The 22,059-nt window shown below is 63.9% G+C and carries 20 protein-coding genes; 16 read left to right on the forward strand and 4 right to left on the reverse strand.

Annotation, left to right across the window (positions count from 1 at the left end; translation table 11 throughout):
* Positions 1-151: 151 nt before the first annotated feature.
* Genes FJ425_RS12500 through FJ425_RS12515 form a run of 4 tightly spaced genes read right to left on the reverse strand, consistent with a single transcriptional unit; the run spans position 152 to position 3,929 of the window.
* Positions 152-1,192 carry a DUF3445 domain-containing protein gene (locus FJ425_RS12500; protein ID WP_140634655.1) on the reverse strand — a complete coding sequence of 347 codons (1,041 nt, stop codon included), beginning with the start codon at positions 1,190-1,192 and terminating at the stop codon, positions 152-154.
* Positions 1,193-1,201: 9 nt separating this feature from the next.
* Positions 1,202-2,167, reverse strand: a complete 966-nt coding sequence (locus tag FJ425_RS12505; RefSeq protein ID WP_140634657.1) for a PDR/VanB family oxidoreductase — start codon at positions 2,165-2,167, stop codon at positions 1,202-1,204.
* A complete protein-coding gene (locus tag FJ425_RS12510) occupies positions 2,164-2,754 on the reverse strand; it encodes a dimethylamine monooxygenase subunit DmmA family protein (protein WP_140634659.1) in 591 nt (196 codons plus the stop codon). The genes FJ425_RS12505 and FJ425_RS12510 overlap by 4 nt, the downstream gene beginning before the upstream one ends.
* Positions 2,755-2,795: 41 nt before the next feature.
* Positions 2,796-3,929 carry an aminomethyltransferase family protein gene (locus FJ425_RS12515; protein WP_140634661.1) on the reverse strand — a complete coding sequence of 378 codons (1,134 nt, stop codon included), beginning with the start codon at positions 3,927-3,929 and terminating at the stop codon, positions 2,796-2,798.
* A gap of 285 nt (positions 3,930-4,214) precedes the next feature.
* On the opposite strand from FJ425_RS12515, the gene FJ425_RS12520 reads away from it, so the two are divergent.
* The 16 genes from FJ425_RS12520 (at position 4,215) to FJ425_RS12595 (ending at position 21,989) form a co-directional block, all read left to right on the forward strand.
* On the forward strand, positions 4,215-4,502 hold the full coding sequence (locus FJ425_RS12520) for a hypothetical protein (RefSeq protein WP_095768768.1): 288 nt from the start codon (positions 4,215-4,217) through the stop codon (positions 4,500-4,502).
* Positions 4,503-4,513: 11 nt separating this feature from the next.
* Positions 4,514-4,891 carry a hypothetical protein gene (locus tag FJ425_RS12525; RefSeq protein ID WP_095768769.1) on the forward strand — a complete coding sequence of 126 codons (378 nt, stop codon included), beginning with the start codon at positions 4,514-4,516 and terminating at the stop codon, positions 4,889-4,891.
* Positions 4,892-4,939: 48 nt separating this feature from the next.
* Positions 4,940-5,101, forward strand: a complete 162-nt coding sequence (locus tag FJ425_RS12530) for a hypothetical protein (RefSeq protein WP_095768770.1) — start codon at positions 4,940-4,942, stop codon at positions 5,099-5,101.
* Positions 5,102-5,113: 12 nt separating this feature from the next.
* The gene (locus FJ425_RS12535) at positions 5,114-6,520 is read left to right on the forward strand and encodes an APC family permease (protein ID WP_140723730.1); all 1,407 of its coding nucleotides are present in this window, start codon (positions 5,114-5,116) and stop codon (positions 6,518-6,520) included.
* Positions 6,521-6,567: 47 nt separating this feature from the next.
* The gene (locus FJ425_RS12540; protein ID WP_181175888.1) at positions 6,568-7,257 is read left to right on the forward strand and encodes a hypothetical protein; all 690 of its coding nucleotides are present in this window, start codon (positions 6,568-6,570) and stop codon (positions 7,255-7,257) included.
* Positions 7,254-7,583 carry a hypothetical protein gene (locus FJ425_RS12545; RefSeq protein ID WP_140723733.1) on the forward strand — a complete coding sequence of 110 codons (330 nt, stop codon included), beginning with the start codon at positions 7,254-7,256 and terminating at the stop codon, positions 7,581-7,583. The genes FJ425_RS12540 and FJ425_RS12545 overlap by 4 nt, the downstream gene beginning before the upstream one ends.
* Before the next feature lie 85 nt (positions 7,584-7,668).
* Positions 7,669-8,565, forward strand: a complete 897-nt coding sequence (locus tag FJ425_RS12550) for a glutamine amidotransferase family protein (protein ID WP_140634665.1) — start codon at positions 7,669-7,671, stop codon at positions 8,563-8,565.
* 4 nt (positions 8,566-8,569) lie between these two features.
* The gene (locus FJ425_RS12555) at positions 8,570-9,316 is read left to right on the forward strand and encodes a GXGXG domain-containing protein (protein ID WP_140544188.1); all 747 of its coding nucleotides are present in this window, start codon (positions 8,570-8,572) and stop codon (positions 9,314-9,316) included.
* Positions 9,317-9,322: 6 nt separating this feature from the next.
* Entirely contained in the window at positions 9,323-10,651 is a 1,329-nt protein-coding gene (locus tag FJ425_RS12560) for an FMN-binding glutamate synthase family protein (protein ID WP_140544190.1), read from the forward strand.
* 37 nt (positions 10,652-10,688) lie between these two features.
* Positions 10,689-11,996: a type III glutamate--ammonia ligase gene (gene glnT / locus FJ425_RS12565; protein WP_140723735.1), complete on the forward strand. Its 1,308-nt coding sequence runs from the start codon at positions 10,689-10,691 to the stop codon at positions 11,994-11,996.
* Positions 11,997-12,088: 92 nt separating this feature from the next.
* Positions 12,089-13,342 (forward strand): sarcosine oxidase subunit beta family protein, encoded by a 1,254-nt coding sequence (locus tag FJ425_RS12570; protein ID WP_140723738.1) that lies wholly within the window; start codon positions 12,089-12,091, stop codon positions 13,340-13,342.
* Between the two features lie 67 nt (positions 13,343-13,409).
* Positions 13,410-13,685, forward strand: coding sequence for a sarcosine oxidase subunit delta (locus FJ425_RS12575; RefSeq protein ID WP_140723741.1), 276 nt, complete (start codon positions 13,410-13,412; stop codon positions 13,683-13,685).
* Positions 13,685-16,666, forward strand: coding sequence for a sarcosine oxidase subunit alpha (locus FJ425_RS12580; protein ID WP_140723744.1), 2,982 nt, complete (start codon positions 13,685-13,687; stop codon positions 16,664-16,666). The genes FJ425_RS12575 and FJ425_RS12580 overlap by 1 nt, the downstream gene beginning before the upstream one ends.
* Positions 16,659-17,282, forward strand: a complete 624-nt coding sequence (locus tag FJ425_RS12585) for a sarcosine oxidase subunit gamma family protein (RefSeq protein WP_140723747.1) — start codon at positions 16,659-16,661, stop codon at positions 17,280-17,282. Before FJ425_RS12580 ends, FJ425_RS12585 begins: the two co-directional genes overlap by 8 nt.
* Before the next feature lie 261 nt (positions 17,283-17,543).
* Positions 17,544-19,913: an aminomethyltransferase family protein gene (locus FJ425_RS12590; RefSeq protein WP_140723750.1), complete on the forward strand. Its 2,370-nt coding sequence runs from the start codon at positions 17,544-17,546 to the stop codon at positions 19,911-19,913.
* A 366-nt stretch (positions 19,914-20,279) separates the two neighbouring features.
* Positions 20,280-21,989, forward strand: coding sequence for an APC family permease (locus tag FJ425_RS12595; protein WP_140723753.1), 1,710 nt, complete (start codon positions 20,280-20,282; stop codon positions 21,987-21,989).
* Positions 21,990-22,059: the final 70 nt, after the last annotated feature.

Here is a 22,059-nt window from a genome sequence, read left to right on the forward strand (position 1 = left end):
TTGCAACGGTTACCGAATTCCGTGCCTTTGCACCCTACGGCCGAGTTCACGGCATGGATACTCGGGTCAAGCCCGAGTATGACGACGTCACGGGGGCTTCGGCCAATCTCCAACGTCGGCGCCGGAGGCGCCCAAGGTGGAGATCGGCAGTTCAATCCGGCCCGAATCCTGGTGACGTCGGGCTGCCGTCGTCGAGCTTCGACAGCCATTCCACCAGCGTCGGCCTGTATCGTGTCAGGCCCTTATAGGTGGCGAGCTCTTCCGGCAGGTCGCGGATGACGCGGTGCAGGCGGCGCGCCCATTTCGGCTGCGTGACCAGCTCGTCCATCTTGATCAGGTAGCAGCGGATCGGGAAGACGATGGCGTTCGAGCGCGGCAGCCGCCAGAAGCTTTGCAATTCGACGCGCAGATGCACCTTGTCGCCGACATTCTCCGGCGTGACCGTGGCGCGGTCCGGGCCCCATTTGTGATAGTTCTCGGGGCTGGTATCGAGGCGCGGATTGATGGTCATCGTCCAGTTGAGGCGCCTTGCCGGCTTGCCCTGCTGGATGTTGGTGAGGAATTTCAGCGCGCGGGTGAAAATGCCCTTCTCATGCGCCAGCGGCACCGGCGCGTGCCATTCGAAGAAGTTCATGCCGATGTCGAAGTCGAGCGACCAGTCGGCCTGGGTGGTGACCATGCCGGCATCCATCCACAGATTGCCGTCGCGCTGGTCCAGGATGCAGAAATCGCCTTGGCTTTGGCGGGTGATGTATTCCATCGGCCCGTAGGGCAGCGTCGAGGTGTCGCCGAAGATGAAGGTGTCGTCGATGCCGAGTGGCCGGTTGATCCAGCGCCAGCGGTCGCCGTCTCGCTCCAAGGTGAAATGCTCGGGATAGCCGAGCGCCTGCTGCTCCATCAGAAGCTCGAGCAGGTCCCAGCCGGCCAGCGTCATATGCGGCAGCGACTGGCAGCGCAGCGGATCCTCGGCCAGCACCAGCGCGCGGTCCTGCATCTCGGCGACATAGTGCTCGTCGACGTCGATCAGGTTCTCGAGAACGCTGCCCTTGGGCCCGACGACATGCGGCTCGATGTTGACCGCATACATGTAGGCGTCTTCGTTGAACGGGAAGGGAAAGCGCCGGATGTGCTCCGGACTGTTCTTGAAGGTGAAATCGTCGCGAAACGTTTCTTTGCGAAAGGTGATGCCCATTGACGCCTCCTATCTTTCCAGGACCAGCGACTTGCCCTCGAAGCGCGAGACGCAAGGCATGATCTTGCAGCCGGAACGGTGGTCTTCCTCGCTCAGCCAGTGATCGTTGTGGATGAACTTGCCGTCGAAGGAGATCACATTGGTCTCGCACTGGCCGCAAACGCCGCCGCGGCAGAGATAAGGCGGGTCGACGCCGGCGGCTTCGATCGCCTCGAGCAGGCTCTGCTGCTCGCCGACGCGAATCGTCTTGTCGCTGACGGCCAAGGTCACGTCGAACGGCGCGCCGGGCTGCGGGGCCGCGAAATGCTCGAAATGCACGGTCTCCGGCGGCCATCCGAGGCTAGCTGCGCGATCGCGCACCCAGTTGATCATGCCGGCCGGGCCGCAGACATAGAGGTGCGTGCCGAGCGGCTGCGAGGACAAGAGCCGCTCGAGGTCGATGCGCTCCTCGCGGTCGTCGTGGTAGAGCCTGACCCGGTTGCCATAGCGCTGCTGCAGGACATCGGCATAGGTCCCCAGCGAGGCGGTGCGGCAAGTGTAGTGCAATTCGAAATTGCCGCCGGCGGCTGCCAGCTGCGATGTCTGCGCCATGAAAGGCGTGATGCCGATGCCGCCGGCCAGCATCAGGTGCTTCTTCGCCCGGAGATCCAGCGAGAACAGATTGACCGGATAGCTGATCACCATCTCCAGGCCGGGCTTGACCTGCCGGTGCATGAACAGCGAACCGCCGCGGCCGACATCGTCGCGCCGGATGGAAATCGTGTATTCGCGCGTGTCGAGCGGCGAGCCCATCAGCGAATAGGGATTGAGCCTGGTGCGGTCGCCGTCGCGCATCTCGACCACGACATGGGCGCCGCCGGAAAAGGTCGGTAGCAGCTCGCCGTCGCGACGGCGGAAATGGAAGCGGGTCACGAGATCGTTGACGGGAACGACATCGCTGACGACGACGTCGAGCTTGGTGGTGCCGGTGCTCATGGGAAGGCCTCCTCGATCGGAGGACTCTCGGAGCGATCCTCGGCGTTGATGCACACGCCCTGGAAGGCCGCGAGGCGCCGCGAATAGTGATCGCGCACCAGAAGCAGCAAGCCGCAATGCGAGCAGGTGGCAGGCTGCGTCGTCACGTTTTCGGTGATGCCCTTGCAGTGCACGCATTGCATGCGCCGCGCCAGCGAGCCGCGATGCTCGGTCTCAATCGAGGTGTGGTCGATGCCGGCTTCGAGCGCTACTTGCATCGCCTGTCCGATAAGGCCTTCGGTGCCGGCAAGATAAAGGCGCAGCCCCATATGGGCGTTGGTCAGCATCTGCTTCAGCCGCGGCAAGAGACTGGCGAAGGACGGAGCTATGTGGAGTTGCATCGGCTTCAGCGCTTCGAGGGCGGCGATGTGCTTGCCCCCCGGAATGAAGACGATTTCCGCGCCGTCGAAAAAGCCGGGCGGCGCCTTGCCGGCCATGTCGGTAATCGCCAGCGCGCCTTCCGCGTCGGCGATGAAGAGATGATGCTTGCCGGGCTGCGGAGACAGCGTTCCGTAAACGGGCCGGCTGATGATCGTCTTGGCTGTCATTCTTTCCTTCGTACCTCGAGCCCCCTCCCCGTGATGATGCCTCAACCCTTGGCGGTGCGCTTGGTCTTTTTGGGATCGTCGAACGGCAGCGGTTGCGCCGTCGCCTTGATCGAGCCGCTCCGGTTGCGAATCTCGAGCCTGGTGTCCTTGACCGCGCAGTCGACATCGAGGCGCGCGATGCCCATCGATTTCTCGACCAGCGGCGAATACATGGCGCAGGTCACCACGCCGACTTGTCTGCCGTCGCGATAGACGGGCGCGCCCTCGTCGGCCGGCTCCTTGCCGTCGAGCAGCACGCCATAGATCTTGAAGCGCTCTTTGCCCTTCAGCCGATAATGCTCCTCGGCGCCGCGGAAGCCGGTCTTGCCGGGGCTGACGGTGAAGTCGAGGCCGAGCTCCCACAGCGTGTCGCCGGGGCCTTCGTTCTCGAACGGATACTTTTGCGAGTTGTCATAGGGATAGAAGAGCAGATAGCTCTCGACGCGCAGCATGTCGAGCGTGGTGAAGCGGCAGGGAATGATGCCGGCGCTCTTGCCCTCCTCGAGGATCCTGTCCCAGATCGTGCCGGCATCCTGGCCGCGGCAGAAGATCTCGTAGCCGCGCTCGCCGGTGTAGCCGGTGCGCGAGATCATCACCGGAAAGCCGAAGAGCTGCGTCTGCATATGATGGAAATAGTTGAGGTCGCGGATGCCCGGCACATGCTTGGCGAGATAGTTGACCGCGGTCGGGCCTTGCAGCGACAGGTCGTGCAGATTGTCGTCGAAGCGCAGCGAGACATCGCGGCCCATCGCCGCCCGCTGCAGCTCCTCATGGCCCGTGCCCGAGCCGTGCACGACCATCCACGAGTTCGGGCTGATGCGGTAGAGGATGCAGTCGTCGGTGAATTTGCCGGCCTCGTTCAGCATGCAGGCATAGGTCGACTTGCCGGGATAGATCTTTTCCACGTCGCGCGTCGTGGCGAGGTCGATGAGATGCGAGGCGTGAGGCCCGGTGATGTGGACCTTCTTCAGGCCGGAGACGTCCATCAGCCCGGCCTTGGTGCGGATCGCGACATATTCCTCGTCGGCGTCCTTGTCGTAGGTCCAGGCGGTGCCCATGCCGCTCCAGTCCTCGAGTTTCGAGCCGAGCGCGCGATGGCGATCCGCCAGGGTCGAGAATCTCCAGGATGCCGTCATCCGATCGTCCTCCGTGCGATTTAAGTCGTTGCCGTTCCCTGCTCCTGCTTGGTGGCGGAGCTTGGTCGAATATTGACCGCAAACGGCGAAGCCCTGCAATCCCCTTGAAGCAAATAATTTCATTGTCAGGCAAATTTCTTGCCCGATGACAAACGGTTTGCGATGCGTAAATCCGGCTTGACAATTCCGGGAATCGAGCGGAATTTATGAAAAAAATTTCACTCTGTTGAAAGAGTGGACGCCCGGTCGGTTGTGTGGCCGGACGTCGCCAGAAGGGGAAAACCGATGTCCGACATGCAGCAGCGCATCGAAGCGCTGTACCGTTCCGACGTACGTGGGTCTGTGCTCCTGATCGTGTGCCTGTGGGCAACGATCCTCTTCGTCCTCCTGATGACATGGCCATACATTCCGCATAGCGGCATCAAGCTCGTGGTGGCGGTTGCAGCCGCGGCGGTGCTGATCTTCAACACCGCCGCGATCCTCGCCATGCTCAACCACTACAAGGAAGACAAGGACTTCATCTACGGGCTCGACATCAAGAACGCCGACGCCGCCCGCAACCGCCAATCGTGAAGGGAGAAACCATGGCTCGCTATACCCCGCCGGAGCAGAGCAAGGCCGGACAGATCCTCGACATCGCGGTCGTGGTGGTCGCAATCTTCGTGGCGCTCTGGCTGCCGCTGAAACTCGGCTTTGCCGGGGCGGCGAAGTCGATCGACCCGCTCGATGCCAAGACCTGGGACGCGCTCGGCCAGAATGCGACCATGGCGTCGATCTGGGAGAAGCTGGGCTACACGCCGGAGACGGCGCACGACATCATCCAGAACCGCTTCCATTACATCATCGACTGGCCGACGCTGATCATCATGGCGATCGTGCTGATCGCGTATTTCGTCTTCCTGTTCCGCGCCTCCGACAAGGAATATCGCGAGGTGATCAACGAGAAGTTCGACGACAAATAGACTTCGACGACACAGAGACTTTGACGACAAGAGACCGGGGAAAACATCATGTGGATGGGACTGTCTTACGTTTGCTGGGGCATCTCGGTCGTGCTTGCGGCGTGGATGCTCTACGACTGGTTCAAGGTCGATACGACCTATTCCGAGGAGACCTTGACGTCTTCCCGTGAAGGCGAACTTGAAGCCGTTTCCGAAAAACACCGGATCTGAGTGGGGACTGACATGACGGCTGCGGTTGAAACGGCACAAACGACGACAATCCACGGCGACAGGGTCTCGCTGCTTCGGGTGCTCGGCCCGGCGCATGTGTGGGCGCTCGGCGTTGGCATCGTGCTGGTCGGCGAGTTCACCGGCTGGAATTTCTCCGCCGACAAGGGCGGCGCGCTTGCCGCGCTGATCGTCTGCTGGGTCGTCGGGCTGCTCTACACCTCGGTCGCCATGATCGATTCGGAGGTGACGTCGACCGTCGCCGCCGCCGGCGGCCAGTATGCGCAAGCCAAGCATATCGTCGGGCCGCTGATGGCCTTCAACGTCGCGCTGTTCCTGGTGTTCGCCTACACCATGCTGGAAGTGTCGGACGCGATCCTGCTCGGCGACACCATCGTCGCCAAGGCCGGCATCGAGGGGCTAACGCATAATTCCTTCATCGCCGCCACTATCGTCGTGCTCGCCTGGCTCAACTATCGCGGCGTGCTGATGACGCTCAATGTCAATTTCGTCATCACCGCGATCGCCTATGTCTCGATCGTTATCCTGTTCTTCTCCGTCAGCCCGTGGACGCAAGGCGCGGTGCTGAAGCTCAACGAGCTGGTGACGCCCGCCAATGCGCTGCCCTATGGCTGGATCGGCGTGATCGCCGCCTTCCAGTTCGGCATCTGGTATTATCTCGGCATCGAGGGGACGACCCAGGCGGCCGAGGAAGTGCGCTCGCCGGCGCGCTCGCTGCCTTACGGCACCATGGCCGGCATGATCACGCTTTTGATCGCCGCCGCGATGACCTGGTATGTCTGCGCCTCGCTGATGCCCTGGGAATATCTCGGCATCACCTATTATCCGCTGTGGGACGCCGGCAAGCTGACGGGCAGCCCGCTGCTGGAAAACCTGCTCTTCATCGCGACGCTGCTGGCAGCGCTCGCCTCGGCCAATGGCTGCATCAACGACGCGGCGCGCGCCTGGTTCTCGCTCGGCCGCGATCGCTATCTGCCGAGCTGGTTCTCGGCGGTGCATCCGAAGTATCGCACGCCCTATCGCTCGATCCTGTTCCTGCTGCCGATCGCCCTGGCCTTCGCCTTCATCGCCGATCTCAACCAGGCGATCACCTTCTCGATCCTGTCGGGCGTGCTGCAATACACCTTCATGAGCATCAACATCATGATGTTCCGCAAGAAGTGGCCGCTGGGTTCGATCCGCCGCGGCTACACGCACCCCTTCCACCCACTGCCGGCGATCGTGCTCTTCTGTCTGTGCATGGTGACGTTCTTCGCCATCTTCCTCGGCTTCGGCTCTCAGCTGATCGCGATGACCGTCTTCTATTTCCTGATCTCGCTATGGTTCCACTTCTACCGCTACAAGTTCGTGCGGCGCGGCGACCAGTTCTCCATGCCGTGGCCGAAGCCGCAGGGTTATTGAGTGGAGTAAGGGCCCGCCATTCGATGGCGGGCCGTGGCGTATCGAAAATGTCCGAGCTGACGTCAGTATTGCTTACCGGGGCGATCGCATTGGCCGTCGCCGCTCACATTGCCTGGCTGGCGCGTGTCGGCCGCAACAGGGCGAAGGCAGCTTTGGCCGCCGATACGGCCAGCGTCCGCAGCGTCGTTGCGGATGCCGCCGACATTTCCGACGGCACGGCCGGTGTCGTCACCTGGGCCGGTTCATGGAAGGGCCAGCGCGTCCAGGTGCGGACCATCGTCGACACGCTGGCGACGCGAAAGCTGCCGACGCGCTGGCTCAGCGTTTCGATCACCGAGCCGGTCGCGGTGCCGGGCACGTTCGACATGATGATGCGGCCGAATTCGGCGACGACATTCTCCAATTTCGACCATCTGCCGCACACGCTGCCGAAAGTGCTCGGCCTTCCCGCCGACGCGGTGCTCAGGACGGACCGCAGAGGTGTCGCCTTCCCGCAGGATCTGATCGCCGCGCATACAGACATCTTTGCCGAAAGCCGCGCCAAGGAATTGCTGATAACGCCGAAGGGTGTGCGCATCGTCTGGCTGCTGGCCGAGGCCGAGCGCGCTCGCTACGGCGTGTTCCGGCAGGCGGCGTTCGGCGATGCCGGGATCGATCCGGCCTTGATCGAGCGGCTGCTCGAGGCAGCCTCGACGCTTCGCCAAGCCATCAACCGGCGCGAAAGGCGGGCCGCATGAGCGACGAAACCGCCACCCCTGCTCCCGCGAATCCCTATCTCGTGCTCGGCGCCGCGATCGTCTTGCCGGCAAGCGGCCATGTCATGCTCGGCGTGCCGGCGCGCGGGCTGCAATTCCTGTTCTTCATGGTGATCCTTGGCTGGATAACCACCAAGCTGGCGCCGGTCGACGCCGGCTTCATCGGCCGCCATGCCGGCGGCTTCCTGATCTATGCCCTCTCGATCCTCGACGCCTATAGGATCGCGCGCATCCGCCATGCGATCTGGGTTCACAAGGCGCGTCCGGGCGGCGATAGTGCCGAAGGGGATGCACCGCCGAATATATAACGACAGGAAAATTTCTTTCATACCATTGAATTCGGTTTACTCATTGGGTACATCAACTGAGAGCCAAAAAACGTCGGAGGCTGGCATGTGCGGAATCGTCGGACTTTTCTTGAAGGACAAGGCGCTGGAGCCGAAGCTCGGCGCCATGCTGTCGGAGATGCTGGTGTCGCTCAGCGACCGCGGCCCGGACAGTGCCGGCATCGCCATCTATGGCGCGGCCACCGGCAATGAAGCCAAGATCACCGTGCAGTCGCCGAAGCCCGATCGCGATTTCCGTGGCCTCGACGTCGAGCTCGCCAAGGCAATCGGCGCGCCGGTCAGCGTCGCCGTGAAATCGACGCATGCGGTGATCCGGACCACGCCGGACAAGGTCGACGCCGCGCGCGAGGCGCTGCAGACGCTCCGGCCCGACATCCGCATCATGGGCGCCGGCGAGGCGGTGGAGATTTACAAGGAAGTCGGCCTGCCCGAAGCCGTCGTCGATCGCTTCGGCGTGCGCGCGATGACCGGCACGCATGGCATCGGCCACACCCGCATGGCGACGGAATCGGCGGTGACGACGATGGGCGCGCATCCTTTCTCGACCGGCGCCGACCAGTGCCTGGTGCACAACGGCTCGCTCTCCAACCACAACAATGTGCGCCGCGAGCTGATCCGCGACGGCATGACCTTCGAGACCGAGAACGACACCGAGGTGGCGGCTGCCTATCTCTCCAACCGGATGGCGCATGGCAAGAATCTCGGCGAGGCGCTGGAAGGCACGCTCTCCGACCTCGACGGCTTCTTCACCTTCGTCGTCGGCACCAAGAACGGCTTCGGTGTGGTGCGCGATCCGATCGCCTGCAAGCCGGCCGTGATGGCCGAGACCGACCAGTATGTCGCCTTCGGCTCCGAATATCGCGCGCTGACCAAGCTGCCCGGCATCGACAATGCGCGGGTCTGGGAGCCCGAGCCCGCAACCGTTTATTTCTGGGAGCATTGAGCTGATGCCGGCAACCCCAATGTCGAAGGCCGAGCGCGAGCAAGGCCATGCCCACAGTCAGGCATCACGCGTCTTTGACTTGTCCGTGCATTCGCTGCGCGAATTGAACCAGGCGCTGCACAGCCTTACGCCCGGCTCGAACGAGACCGCCTGGGAAGTGCTCAACCCGAAGGGCAGCCATTCGGTGGCAGTCGGCGTCGACCAGCCGGTCAGCATCGATGTGCGCGGCAGCGTCGGCTATTACTGCGCCGGCATGAATGACGGCGCGGCGATCACCGTGCATGGCTCGGCCGGCCCCGGCGTCGGCGAGAACATGATGTCGGGCTCGATCGTCATCAAGGGCGACGCCAGCCAGTATGCCGGCGCCACCGGCCGCGGCGGCTTGCTGGTCATCGAGGGCAATGCCTCGTCGCGCTGCGGCATTTCGATGAAAGGCATCGACATCGTCGTGCACGGCAATATCGGCCACATGTCGGCCTTTATGGCGCAGTCCGGCAACCTCGTGGTGCTGGGCGACGCCGGCGACGCGCTGGGCGATTCCATCTATGAGGCGCGGCTTTTCGTGCGCGGCAAGGTGGAAAGCCTCGGCGCCGACTGCATCGCCAAGGAGATGCGGCCCGAGCACATCGAATTGCTGCAGGCCCTGCTCGACAAGGCCGGCGTCACCGACGTCAAGGCGTCGGAGTTCAAGCGCTACGGCTCGGCCCGCACACTCTACAATTTCAATATAGACAACGCCGACGCGTATTGAGGCAAGATGACCTACCGCAACCCGCCGACGACGCCGCGCAAATCCGCGACCTTCGACGACTACACGCTTTCCGAAATCCGCCGCGCGGCCGCGACCGGCATCTATGACATCCGCGGTGCCGGCGCCAAGCGCAAGCTGCCGCATTTCGACGACCTGCTTTTCCTCGGCGCTTCGATTTCGCGCTATCCGCTCGAAGGCTATCGCGAGCGCTGCGACACCTCGGTAGTGCTCGGCTCGCGCCACGCCAGGAAGCCGATCGAGCTGAAGATCCCGATCACCATCGCCGGCATGAGTTTTGGATCGCTCTCCGGGCCGGCCAAGGAAGCGCTCGGACGCGGCGCCACGCTGTCCGGCACCTCGACCACCACCGGTGACGGCGGCATGACCGAGGAAGAACGCGGGCATTCCAAGACGCTGGTCTACCAGTACCTGCCGTCGCGCTACGGCATGAATCCGCGCGACCTGCGGCGCGCCGACGCCATCGAAGTGGTCGTCGGCCAGGGCGCCAAGCCGGGCGGGGGCGGCATGCTGCTCGGACAGAAAATTTCGGACCGCGTCGCCGAGATGCGCACGTTGCCCAAGGGCATCGACCAGCGCTCGGCCTCGCGCCATCCCGACTGGACGGGCCCGGACGATCTTGAGATCAAGATCCTCGAGCTGCGCGAGATCACCGACTGGGAAAAGCCGATCTACGTCAAGGTCGGCGGCGCCCGGCCCTACTACGACACCGCGCTCGCGGTGAAGGCCGGCGCCGATGTCGTGGTGGTCGACGGCATGCAGGGCGGCACGGCGGCCACCCAGGAAGTGTTCATCGAGAATGTCGGCCAGCCGACGCTTGCCTGCATCCGGCCGGCGGTACAGGCGCTGCAGGACCTCGGCATGCACCGCAAGGTGCAGCTGATCGTCTCCGGCGGCATCCGCAACGGCGCCGATGTCGCCAAGGCGCTGGCGCTGGGCGTCGACGCGGTGTCGATCGGCACGGCGGCGCTCGTCGCGCTCGGCGACAACGATCCACGCTGGGAGGCGGAATACAGTGCGCTCGGCACCACCGCCGGCGCCTATGACGACTGGCACGAGGGTCGCGATCCGGCCGGCATCACCACGCAGGACCCCGAGCTGATGAAGCGGGTCGACCCGATCGCGGCTGGACGACGCCTGGCGAACTACCTCAAGGTGATGACGCTGGAAGCCCAGACCATCGCACGCGCCTGCGGCAAGAACAGCCTGCACAATCTCGAGCCCGAGGATCTCGTCGCGCTCTCGATCGAAGCCGCCGCCATGGCCGGCGTGCCTTTGGCCGGCACCAACTGGATACCGGGAAAGAACGGCTTCTAGGACAAACTTCCAAGACACATAAGCGAGGAACTACATAATGGGGAACGATCTCGCCGCATTCGCCAAGGAGAACGGCGTCAAATATTTCATGATCTCCTACACCGATCTGTTCAGCGGGCAGCGTGCCAAGCTGGTGCCGGCGCAGGCGATCGCCGACATGCAGAAGGACGGTGCAGGATTTGCCGGCTTCGCCACATGGCTCGACCTGACGCCGGCGCATCCCGACATGCTGGCCGTGCCGGACCCCGCTTCGGTCATCCAATTGCCGTGGAAGAAGGACGTCGCCTGGGTAGCCGCCAACTGCATCATGGACGACAAGGAGGTGAACCAGGCGCCGCGCAACACGCTGAAGCGGCTGATCGACGAAGCCGCCCGCGACGGCATGCATGTCAAGACCGGCGTCGAGGCCGAGTTCTTCCTGATCTCGCCCGATGGCAAGGCGATCTCCGACGAATACGATACAGCCTCGAAACCCTGCTACGACCAGCAGGCGGTGATGCGGCGCTACGACGTCATCGCCGAGATCTGCGACCACATGCTGGCGTTGGGCTGGGGCCCGTACCAGAACGACCATGAGGACGCCAACGGCCAGTTCGAGATGAATTGGGCCTTCGATCACGCGCTGGCGACCGCCGACAAGCACTCCTTCTTCAAGTTCATGGTCAAGTCGATCGCCGAGAAGCACGGCCTGCGCGCGACGTTCATGCCCAAGCCCTTCCAAGGCCTGACCGGCAATGGCTGCCATGCGCACATCTCGGTGTGGGACGAGACCGGCAAGACCAATGTCTTTGCCGACAATTCGGAAGAGCTCGGCCTGTCGGCGAAGGGCAGGAACTTCCTCGGCGGCATCATGAAGCATGCCTCCGCGCTTGCCGCGATCACCAATCCGACGGTCAATTCCTACAAGCGCATCAACGCGCCGCGCACCATTTCGGGCGCGACCTGGGCGCCAAACACGGTCACCTGGACCGGCAACAACCGCACGCACATGGTGCGCGTGCCGGGACCCGGCCGCTTCGAATTGCGACTGCCGGACGGCGCCGCCAATCCCTACCTCCTGCAGGCCGTCATCATCGCCGCCGGTCTCGACGGCATCCGCTCGAAGGCCGATCCCGGCAAGCGCTACGACATCGACATGTACCAGTTGGGCCATACGGTCACGGATGCGCCGAAACTGCCGCTCAACCTGCTCGACGCCCTGCGCGAGTTCGACAAGGACAAATCGCTCAAGGCGGCGCTGGGTGAGGAATTTTCGTCGGCATATCTAAAGCTGAAGCAGCAGGAATGGAATTCCTATGCTTCGCACTTCACGCAGTGGGAGCGCGACCACACGCTGGATATCTGACCGTCCTGTAGTGGAGCATGATGTCGTCCGAAAACCGCTTCACACTTTTCGGCATCATGCTCTAGCGGTGCGAGCGACCTCGGAATGAACTGATGAAATATTCGATCTTCTCGCTCGCCCGCGCCGCTCTCACCGGCCACAAGAACTGGCAGCCGACCTGGCGCGACGCAGCGCCCAAGGACCGCTATGACGTGATCATCATCGGCGGCGGCGGCCACGGTCTCGCCACCGCCTGGTTTCTCGCCAGCGAGTTCGGCATCCGCAACGTCGCGGTGCTGGAGAAGGGCTGGATCGGCTCCGGGAATGCCGGCCGCAACACCACCATCATCCGTTCCAATTACGGGCTGCCCGGCAACACCGGCTTCTACGAATTGTCGATGAAGCTGTGGGAGCGGATGGAGCAGGACCTCAACTACAACGCGATGGTCAGCCAGCGCGGCGTGCTCAACCTTTATCACTCCGACGCGCAGCGCGATGCCTTCGCCCGGCGCGGCAACACCATGCGCATTAACGGCATCGATGCGGAACTGCTCGACCAGGCAGCGCTGCGCAAAATGCTGCCGTTCCTGAATTTCGACAATGCGCGCTTCCCCGTGCAAGGCGGACTGCTGCAGCGGCGCGGCGGCACGGCGCGGCATGATGCCGTGGTCTGGGGCTACGCGCATGCGGCGAGCGAACTCGGCGTCGACATCATCCAGAATTGCGAGGTTACCGGCTTCACGCGCGACGCCAACGGCAAGGTGACCGGCGTCGAGACATCGCGCGGCAAGATCGGCGCCGGCAAGGTCGGCATGGCGGTGGCGGGCTCCTCGTCACGGGTCGCGGCTATGGCAGGTCTTCGCCTGCCGATCGAAAGCCATGTGCTGCAGGCCTTCGTCTCCGAGGCGATCAAGCCGCTGATCCCGGGGGTCATGACCTTCGGCGCCGGACACTTCTATGTCAGCCAGTCGGACAAGGGCGGGCTGGTCTTCGGCGGCGATATCGACGGCTACAATTCCTATGCCCAGCGCGGAAATCTGCCGGTCGTGGAGGATGTCTGCGAGGGCGGCATGGCGCTGATCCCGATGATCGGCCGCGTGCGGCTCTTACGCCAGTGGGGCGGCATCATGGACATGTCGATGGACGGCTCGCCGATCATCGACAAAAGCCCGGTCGACGGCCTCTACATCAATGCCGGCTGGTGCTATGGCGGCTTCAAGGCGACGCCCGGCTCGGGCTTCGTCTTCGCCCATCTCATCGCCCGCGATCAATCGCACAAGGAAGCAGCACTCTTCCGCCTCGACCGCTTCCAGCGCGGCGCCATGATCGACGAGAAGGGCCAGGGCGCCCAACCGAACCTGCATTAGGGATAGAGCATGATGTTATCCAAAAACCGCTTCACACTTTTTGGCATCATGCATTGAAGACCCAACCATGCGCATAATCTGTCCCTTCTGCGGCGAACGCGAACTCGGCGAGTTCACCTATCTCGGCGACGCCAAGCCACAACGGCCGGCGGCGGATGCTGGCGAAGACGCGGTCTACGACTACGTCTATCTGCGCGACAACATTGCCGGCGTGATGAGCGAGCACTGGTACCACGGCGGCGGCTGCCGGACCTGGCTGAAGGTCACCCGCAACACGCTGACGCATGAGATTTCGGCCGTCGAGCCGGCGGCGGGCGCAGGCGCCGCCAAGGTTGGTGCGTGATGCGCGGCGATCAGGCAAACCGGCTGAACAATGGCGGTCTCATCGACCGCTCGATCGCGCTGAACTTCCGCTTCGACGGCAAGACCCTCTTCGGCTTCAAGGGCGACACGCTGGCTTCCGCGCTGGTCGCCAATGGCGTCAAGCTCGTCGGCCGCTCGTTCAAATATCATCGTCCGCGCGGCATCCTGACCGCCGGCTCGGAAGAACCCAATGCGCTGGTCGAGCTGCGCAGCGGAGCGAGGCGTGAGCCAAATACAAAAGCGACAACGGCCGAGCTCTATGAGGGCCTGGAAGCGGCCAGCCAGAATCGCTGGCCGTCGCTCAATTTCGACGTCATGTCGGTCAACCAGCTGTTCGCGCCGATCTTCGTCGCCGGCTTCTACTACAAGACCTTCATGTGGCCAGCGAAATTCTGGGAAGCGATCTATGAGCCTGCGATCCGGCGCGCCGCGGGCCTTGGCCGCGCGGCCCAGGTTTCCGATCCCGACCATTATGACAAGGTCTGGGCGCATTGCGATGTGGTGATCGCGGGTTCCGGCCCGGCAGGCCTGGCGGCGGCCCTTGCCGCCGCGCGCTGCGGCGCGCGCGTCATCCTGTGCGAGGAGGATTTTGTCCTCGGCGGACGCCTGCTTGCCGATAGCGGCATGATCGACGGATTGCCGGCCGCCGAATGGGTTGCGCGCGCGGTTGCCGAGCTTTCGGCGATGCCGGATGTGCGCATCATGACGCGCACGACTTTGTTCGGTGTCTATGACGGCGGCACCTATGGCGCGATCGAGCGTGTCAACGACCATTTGCCGACACCGCCCGAGCATCAGGTGCGCCAGCGGCTATGGCGGATCGTGGCCAAGCGCTGCGTCGTCGCGGCCGGCGCGATCGAACGCCCGATCGTTTTTGCCGGCAACGACACGCCGGGCGTGATGATGGCATCGGCCATGCGCAGCTACATCAACCGCTACGCAGCCACGCCGGCGCGGCGCATCGCGCTGTTCACCAACAATGAGGATGGCTGGCGCACCGCCGAAACGGCGATCGCGGCCGGACTGCAGGTTGCGGCGGTGATCGACGCGCGGCCGGACGTTTCGCCGGCCCACCGCTCGCTTGCAAGCAAAGGCGGCTTTCCGGTGCTGCACGGCGCTGTCGCCGACGTCGACGGCGGCAAGGGCGGCGTGCGCAAGATTTCCGTCTCGCTGACCGGCGGCGCGCGCGCCGAGGTCGAGGCGGACGGGCTCGCCGTCTCTGGCGGCTGGAACCCCGCGGTCGGCCTCACCTCTTACCACCGCGGCAGGCCGAAATGGCGCGACGACATTGCCGCCTTCGTACCGGATGGCGCACCACCCGGCATGGTGGCGGCAGGCGCGGCCAACGGCTCCTTCGGGCTTGGCGCCTGTCTGCGCGAGGGGTTCGAAGCCGGCGCTGCCGCGGCCCGCGATGCCGGTCGCAGCGGCAATGCCGGATCGATGCCGGTCGCCGACGACGAGGCGTTTTCGATCACTCCGCTCTGGCATGTCGCCGGCAAGGGCAAGGCCTTTGTCGACCAGCAGCACGACGTCACCGCTTCCGATGTCGAGCTGGCGCAGCGCGAGGGTTTTCAATCGGTCGAGCATCTGAAGCGCTACACGACGCTCGGCATGGCGACCGACCAGGGCAAGACCTCGAATGTCGCCGGCCTAGCCATCATGGCGGCGGTCAGCGGCAAGTCGATCCCAGAGACTGGCACGACGATCTACCGGCCGCCTTACGTGCCGGTCGCCATCGGCGCGTTCGCCGGCCACCATCGCGACGAGAATTTCCATGCGACGCGGCTGACGCCCTCGCATCACTGGGCGGCCGAACAGGGCGCCATCTTCATCGACACCGGGCTGTGGAAGCGCGCGCAATGGTATCCGCGCACGGGCGAGAAGGACTGGCTGGAATCGGTGACCCGCGAGGTCAAGGCGGTGCGCGGCGGCGTCGGCTTCTGCGACGTCTCGACGCTCGGCAAGATCGACGTGCACGGGCCCGACGCAGGCGCCTTCCTCGACCGCGTCTACATCAACGCCTTCTCCAGCCTCGCCGTCGGCAAGGCGCGCTACGGGCTGATGCTGCGCGAGGACGGCATCGTCTATGACGACGGCACGACCTCGCGGCTGGCCGAGGATCATTACTTCCTCACCACCACGACGGCCAAGGCCGGACTGGTGATGCAGCACCTGGAATTCTGCCGCCAGGTGCTGTTCCCCGAGCTCGACGTGCAACTTACCTCGGTCTCCGACCAATGGGCGCAGTTCTCGATCGCCGGACCGAGGACCCGCGATCTCTTGAAGGAGGTCGTCGATCCGGCCGAGGATCTGTCGAACGAAGGCTTTCCGTTCATGGGCGCGCGCGAGGTCAGACTGCGCGGCGGCCTGAAGGCTAGGCTGTTCCGCATCTCCTTCTCCGGCGAGATGGCGTTCGAGATTTCCGTGCCGGCGCGCTATGGCGAGGCCATGGCGCGCAATCTGATGATTGCGGGAAAACCGTTCGGGTTGACGCCTTACGGCACCGAGGCGCTGGGCGTGATGCGAATCGAAAAAGGCCATGTCGCCGGGCCGGAACTCAACGGCACCACCACGGCGGGCGATCTCGGCCTCGGCAAGATGATGTCGACCAAGAAGGATTTCATCGGCCGCGTCATGGCCGGCCGCGAGGCGCTCGTCGCGCCGAACCGGCAGGTGGTCGTCGGCATCAAGCCGACCGACAAGGCGCGCCGCCTGCGTTCCGGCGCGCATATCATTCCAAAGGGCGAGACCCCCGGCCCCGACAACGACCAGGGCTATGTCACTTCAGTCTGTTTCTCGCCGGTGCTCGACCAGTGGATCGGGCTGGGCCTCGTCGAGCGCGGCCGCGAGCGCATCGGCGAGATCGTGCGCGCGCATGATCCGTTGCGCGGCGAGGACTATGATGTCGAGCTCTGTAATTCCGTCTTCTACGATCCGGATGGAGGGCGCCAGCGTGGCTGATTTTTCCTGGGAGGTTCGCAGCCCGCTCGACCGCGCGCTGGTCGCCGGCTCTTATGGCGCGCAAGGCGACGCTGGCGTGTCGCTGACGGAGATCCGCAATTTCGATCTCGTCCAGGTAATGGCGCGGCGCGGCAAGGCCGGCGAGATGGCGAAGGCCGCGCAGGCGCGCTTCGGCATCGCCGCGCCGGAAACGCCCAAGGCGGTCGATATTGCCGACGCGACGATGATCTGGTCTGGACCGGACCAATTCCTGGTGCTGTCCAAAGGCGGCAAGCATACAATCGAAGCGCTTGCGCCGGTCTTCGTGGGTTCGGCCTCGCTTTCCGACCAGTCGCATGCGCGAGCGCTGATCGGCATATCCGGAGAGAAGGCGCGCGCGATGCTTGCGAAGCTGTCGTCGATTGACCTGCATCCCGATGTTTTCGGCGTGGGCGCGGCGGCCGCGACGTCGATGGATCACACCAGTGTCACGCTGTGGCGAGGTGGTGATCACGATGGCCAGGCTGTGTTCAATCTCCTGGTGTTTGCAACCTTCGCTGAGAGCCTCTGGCACACCATCCTCGACTCCGCCGCCGAGTACGGCGTGACGATCGGCCATTCCGAGGAGCTGGCGTAACGGGTGCGCGGACTCCCCTTCTCCCCTTGTGGGAGAAGGTGGATCGGCGCGCAAGCGCCGAGACGGATGAGGGGTGTTCCAGCGGAGTGAGACGCTGGCATTCCCTGGAGCACCCCTCATCCGGCCGCTTCGCGGCCACCTTCTCCCACAAGGGGGAGAAGGGGAGCTTGCGCTTGCCAAACGCATTCCCCCTGCTATTCTCTCAGCGAAAATAATTTCACACACAGGCAAACTTGTTTCTCGCTCGGAGGAGGGTTTTAGATGAGCCAGTCGCCCTACCCCGCCGTCCTGTCCGGACCGCCCAAGCCGAGCCTGATCCTTAGGCCCGGCCAGATCAGCCTGCCGCCGGGGATGGAGCGCTATACCGTCCCGGGCAATGGCGCGGCGCTGATCGACGTCGAGGCCGGTGACAGCGTCAGCGTGAGCAATGTCGAGGGCGGCCAGCCCTGTGAGCTGCTGGCCTGGGACAAGTCCGGCATCACCGACCCCGGCATTTTTAGCGAACGATCGAACAGTAACGCCGCCGGCATCAAGGCGCTGCTCGCCGAATACGACGACGGCCTTGCGGCGCTGCGCCTCAGCCTCGAGCGGCGGCAGGTGCAACTCGACCAGCCGAAGGCCGTGCGTGTGTTCGGCGGCGCCACGCCCGCCGGCACGGAGCAGAGCTTTGCCATCCAGCGCGGGGGCGCGCTGCTGATCGCGGCGCCCGGCGGGCCGATGCTGGTCGACGGCCACAACACCGCGACGCCGCTTACCGTCCTGGTGCGGCGCGCCACGATCCGCCTGAAGAACAGGTCGCAGCTTCCCGATCCGCTTGCCGATCCCGTGCTTGATCTTCGGGTGAAGTCGGCGACCGCAGAGGCCTATTTCGTCAAGGCCGGCGACTATCTGCAGATCATCGATGTCGATGGCCGGCAATGCACCGACTTCCAGTGTTTTTCCGCGCGCAAGCTGGACAAGGGGCGCGACCTGCCGCTCGACGTGACGACGACCCGCACGCTTATAGGTTCGGCCTATCCGATGCCCGGCTTGCATTCGAAATATTACGACCAGGACATGGAGCCGCTGGTCGAGGTGGTGCAGGACACTTGCGGCCGGCACGACGCCTTCGCGCTTGCCTGCGCCGCCAAATATTACGACGACATCGGCTATCCCGGACACACCAACTGCTCGGAAAATTTCAACAAGGCGCTCTCGGACAAGGGTGTGACGCCCCGCGCCGGCTGGATGGCGATCAACTTCTTCTTCAACACGGCGATCGACGCGCATGGCGTGATGGTGTCGGACGAGCCGTGGTCGCGGCCGGGCGACTATGTGCTCTTACGCGCCCTGACCGACATCGTCTGCGTGTCCTCGGCCTGCCCGGACGACACCACGCCCGCCAATGGCTGGGATCTCACCGACATCCATGTGCGCGCCTATTCAGGCCAGCACAAATTCTCGCGAGCGATCGCCAGACGCATGAAGCCCGATTCGGAACCGAAAATGACCCGCGAGACAGCCTTTCATTCGAGCTTTGCCAAGCACACGCGCGACTTCGTCGAATATCGCGGCTATTGGCTCGCCAATTCCTTTGCCAAGGAAGGCCCCATCGCCGAATACTGGGCCTGCCGGCAGGCCGCGGTGATCATGGACCTGTCGCCGCTGCGCAAGTTCGAGGTCACCGGTCCGGATGCCGAAGCGCTGCTGCAATACACGCTGACCCGTGACGTCAAGAAGCTTGGGATCGGCCAGGTGATCTATACGGCGATGTGCTATGAGCATGGCGGCATGATCGACGACGGGACGTTGCTCAGGCTCGGCAAGGACAATTTCCGCTGGGTCGGCGGCGACGATCTTTCCGGCGAGTGGCTGCGCGAGACCGCAAAGAAGATCGGCCTCAACGTGCTGGTGCGCTCCTCGACCGACCAGATGCACAACATCGCCGTGCAGGGCCCGAAAAGCCGCGACATATTGAACGAAGTCGTCTGGACCTCGCCCGTGCAGCCCTCGATCGGCGAGCTCGAATGGTTCCGCTTCGCCGTCGCGCGCATCGGCGGCGGCAATGGCGTGCCAGTCGTGGTCTCGCGCACCGGCTATACGGGCGAGCTCGGCTACGAGATCTGGTGCCATCCGCGCGATGGCGAGAAAGTGTTCGACACCGTCTGGGAGGCCGGCCAGCCGCACGGGCTGAAGCCGATGGGCCTGCAGGCGCTCGACATGGTGCGCATCGAGGCCGGACTGATCTTCGCCGGCTACGAATTCTCCGACCAGATCGATCCGTTCGAAGCCGGCATCGGCTTCACCGTGCCGCTCAAGACCAAGGCCGACGATTTCATCGGCCGCGACGCGCTGATCCGGCGCAAGGAGCATCCGCAGCATAAGCTCGTCGGCCTCGACATCGATGCCAATGTCGCCGTCGGCCACGGCGACTGCGTCCATGTCGGCCGCGCCCAGATCGGCGTCGTCACCTCCGGCATGTGCTCGCCGGTGCTCGGCAAGAATATCGCGCTGGCACGGCTCGATGTCACTCACGCCGAGATCGGGATGGAGGTCGAGATCGGCAAGCTCGACGGCCACGCCAAGCGGCTGCCGGCGCGGGTCGTCGCCTTCGCCCATTACGATCCGCAGAAGACCAAGCCGCGTTCCTGATAGCGGCAACCCTTGCCTTCTTCCGTTGTGGGAGTAGGTGGCCGAGCGAAGTTCGGTCGGATGAGGGGTGTTCCAGAAGACACCAGCCGCTCACTTCGCTGGAACACCCCTCATCCGTCTCGGCGCTATGCGCCGATCCACCTTCTCCCACAAAGGGGAGAAGGAAAGAGCATGTTTCGCAAGCGCGATGTGCATGACATCCACAAAACGCTTGACGCGAAAGCGCGCCGGATCAATCTTCACTCTTAAGAAAAAAATACGACTGAGTGGAAACACGACAGGCCGACGCCGATTTGCCGGGGAGCAAGCTTCGCAAGAGCCGAAGCATCGCTGGCGGGGAACAACAAAAAGGGGAAGACACAAGATATGAGCACGATAAGCACGGCCCTCGAGCAGCCTGTCGAAAGCAAGCTGCTCAGGCATATCGACTGGCGTGGCGCCTTCTGGGTGGCAAGCGGCGTTCCAGCGCTGGTCCTGTTCTCGATCGGCGGCATTGCCGGCACGACCGGAACACTGGCCTTCCTGATCTGGACGGTATCCATGATCATGGGTTTCCTGCAATCCTTCACCTATGCCGAGATCGCCGGCCTGTTCCCGAATAAATCCGGCGGTGCCTCGATCTACGGCGCCACGGCATGGCTGCGCTATTCCAAGTTCATCGCGCCGCTATCGGTGTGGTGCAACTGGTTCGCCTGGTCGCCGGTGTTGTCGCTCGGCTGCTCGATCGCCGCCGCCTATATCCTCAACGCGCTGGCGCCGATCCCGGCCTTCAGCGAGACATCGCCGGAAGTCGTCGCCTACATCGCCGCGCATGCCGGGACGGCGCCTGCCGACGCCATCGCCGCGGTGGCGGCTGCCGCCACGCCCGCGATCCGCACATGGTCGCTGTTCAGCCATACGCTGGGTCCAGTGTCCTTCACCTTCAACGCCACCTTCTTCATCGGCGCGGTGCTGATGCTGATTATCTTCGCGATCCAGCATCGCGGCATCCTCGGCACGGCCAATGTGCAGAAATATATCGGCCTTCTGGTCATCATCCCGATGCTGATCGTCGGCGTCGTGCCGATCTTCACCGGCCAGATCGACTGGGCGAATTTCTCGCCGCTGGTGCCGTTGGCGACCGCCTACGCGCCCGACCCGGGTTCATGGAACATCGCCGGCTGGACGCTGGTGCTGGGCGGCATGTTCATCGCGGCATGGTCGACCTACGGCTTCGAGACGGCCGTCTGCTACACGTCGGAGTTCAAGAACCCCGGCACCGACACGTTCAAGGCGATCTTCTATTCCGGCCTGCTCTGCATGCTGCTGTTCATCCTGGTGCCCTTCACCTTCCAGGGCGTGCTCGGCCTGAACGGCATGCTGGCGACACCGATCGTCGACGGCTCGGGCGTCGCCGACGCGCTGGCCGGCATGGTCGGCGGCGGCAAGCTGATCCACAGCCTGCTGGTCATGCTGATGATCCTGGCCCTGGTGCTGTGCATCATGACGGCGATGGCCGGTTCCTCGCGCACGCTCTACCAGGGTTCGGTCGACGGCTGGCTGCCGCGCTATCTCAGCCACGTCAACGAGCATGGCGCGCCGACGCGGGCGATGTGGACCGACCTCTGCTTCAACCTGATCGTGCTGGCCATCGCCTCGGCCGACGCGACGAGCTTCTTCTTCATCCTCGCCGTGTCGAATTGCGGCTACATCATCTTCAACTTCCTCAACCTCAATGCCGGCTGGATCCATCGCATCGACAACGGCCACATCAATCGTCCCTGGAAGGCGCCGACCTGGCTGCTCGGCATCGGCGCCATCTTCGCCTATGTGAACGCCATCTTCATGGGCGCCGGCGCCAAGGTGTGGAACCCGATGGCGCTGTGGGCCGGCCTGATCACCGCTGCCTTGATCATCCCGGTGTTCTGCTTCCGCCACTACATCCAGGACAAGGGCAAGTTCCCCGAACATATGCTGGCAGACCTCGGCATGGCGGGGGCCGACCTCTCGGTCAAGAAGGCGGGCATGCTGCCTTACCTGACGCTGATCGCCGGCGTGGCGGTGATGCTGATCGCCAACTGGGTGTTCGTCATCTGACGCGGCAGCCTTGAAAACAGACGGGCGCGCCTCGGCGCGCCCGTTCGTTTTTTTGCCGATCGCCTCGATC

Source organism: Mesorhizobium sp. B2-7-2, assembly GCF_006440775.1.
Classification (GTDB): Bacteria; Pseudomonadota; Alphaproteobacteria; order Rhizobiales; family Rhizobiaceae; genus Mesorhizobium.

Bases quoted from the DNA above. Each gene is read 5' to 3' on its own strand.
- FJ425_RS12500 (WP_140634655.1), bottom strand. From the start codon at position 1,192: ATGGGCATCACCTTTCGCAAAGAAACGTTTCGCGACGATTTCACCTTC.
- FJ425_RS12505 (WP_140634657.1), bottom strand. From the start codon at position 2,167: ATGAGCACCGGCACCACCAAGCTCGACGTCGTCGTCAGCGATGTCGTT.
- FJ425_RS12510 (WP_140634659.1), bottom strand. From the start codon at position 2,754: ATGACAGCCAAGACGATCATCAGCCGGCCCGTTTACGGAACGCTGTCT.
- FJ425_RS12515 (WP_140634661.1), bottom strand. From the start codon at position 3,929: ATGACGGCATCCTGGAGATTCTCGACCCTGGCGGATCGCCATCGCGCG.
- FJ425_RS12520 (WP_095768768.1), top strand. From the start codon at position 4,215: ATGTCCGACATGCAGCAGCGCATCGAAGCGCTGTACCGTTCCGACGTA.
- FJ425_RS12525 (WP_095768769.1), top strand. From the start codon at position 4,514: ATGGCTCGCTATACCCCGCCGGAGCAGAGCAAGGCCGGACAGATCCTC.
- FJ425_RS12530 (WP_095768770.1), top strand. From the start codon at position 4,940: ATGTGGATGGGACTGTCTTACGTTTGCTGGGGCATCTCGGTCGTGCTT.
- FJ425_RS12535 (WP_140723730.1), top strand. From the start codon at position 5,114: ATGACGGCTGCGGTTGAAACGGCACAAACGACGACAATCCACGGCGAC.
- FJ425_RS12540 (WP_181175888.1), top strand. From the start codon at position 6,568: ATGTCCGAGCTGACGTCAGTATTGCTTACCGGGGCGATCGCATTGGCC.
- FJ425_RS12545 (WP_140723733.1), top strand. From the start codon at position 7,254: ATGAGCGACGAAACCGCCACCCCTGCTCCCGCGAATCCCTATCTCGTG.
- FJ425_RS12550 (WP_140634665.1), top strand. From the start codon at position 7,669: ATGTGCGGAATCGTCGGACTTTTCTTGAAGGACAAGGCGCTGGAGCCG.
- FJ425_RS12555 (WP_140544188.1), top strand. From the start codon at position 8,570: ATGCCGGCAACCCCAATGTCGAAGGCCGAGCGCGAGCAAGGCCATGCC.
- FJ425_RS12560 (WP_140544190.1), top strand. From the start codon at position 9,323: ATGACCTACCGCAACCCGCCGACGACGCCGCGCAAATCCGCGACCTTC.
- glnT (WP_140723735.1), top strand. From the start codon at position 10,689: ATGGGGAACGATCTCGCCGCATTCGCCAAGGAGAACGGCGTCAAATAT.
- FJ425_RS12570 (WP_140723738.1), top strand. From the start codon at position 12,089: ATGAAATATTCGATCTTCTCGCTCGCCCGCGCCGCTCTCACCGGCCAC.
- FJ425_RS12575 (WP_140723741.1), top strand. From the start codon at position 13,410: ATGCGCATAATCTGTCCCTTCTGCGGCGAACGCGAACTCGGCGAGTTC.
- FJ425_RS12580 (WP_140723744.1), top strand. From the start codon at position 13,685: ATGCGCGGCGATCAGGCAAACCGGCTGAACAATGGCGGTCTCATCGAC.
- FJ425_RS12590 (WP_140723750.1), top strand. From the start codon at position 17,544: ATGAGCCAGTCGCCCTACCCCGCCGTCCTGTCCGGACCGCCCAAGCCG.
- FJ425_RS12595 (WP_140723753.1), top strand. From the start codon at position 20,280: ATGAGCACGATAAGCACGGCCCTCGAGCAGCCTGTCGAAAGCAAGCTG.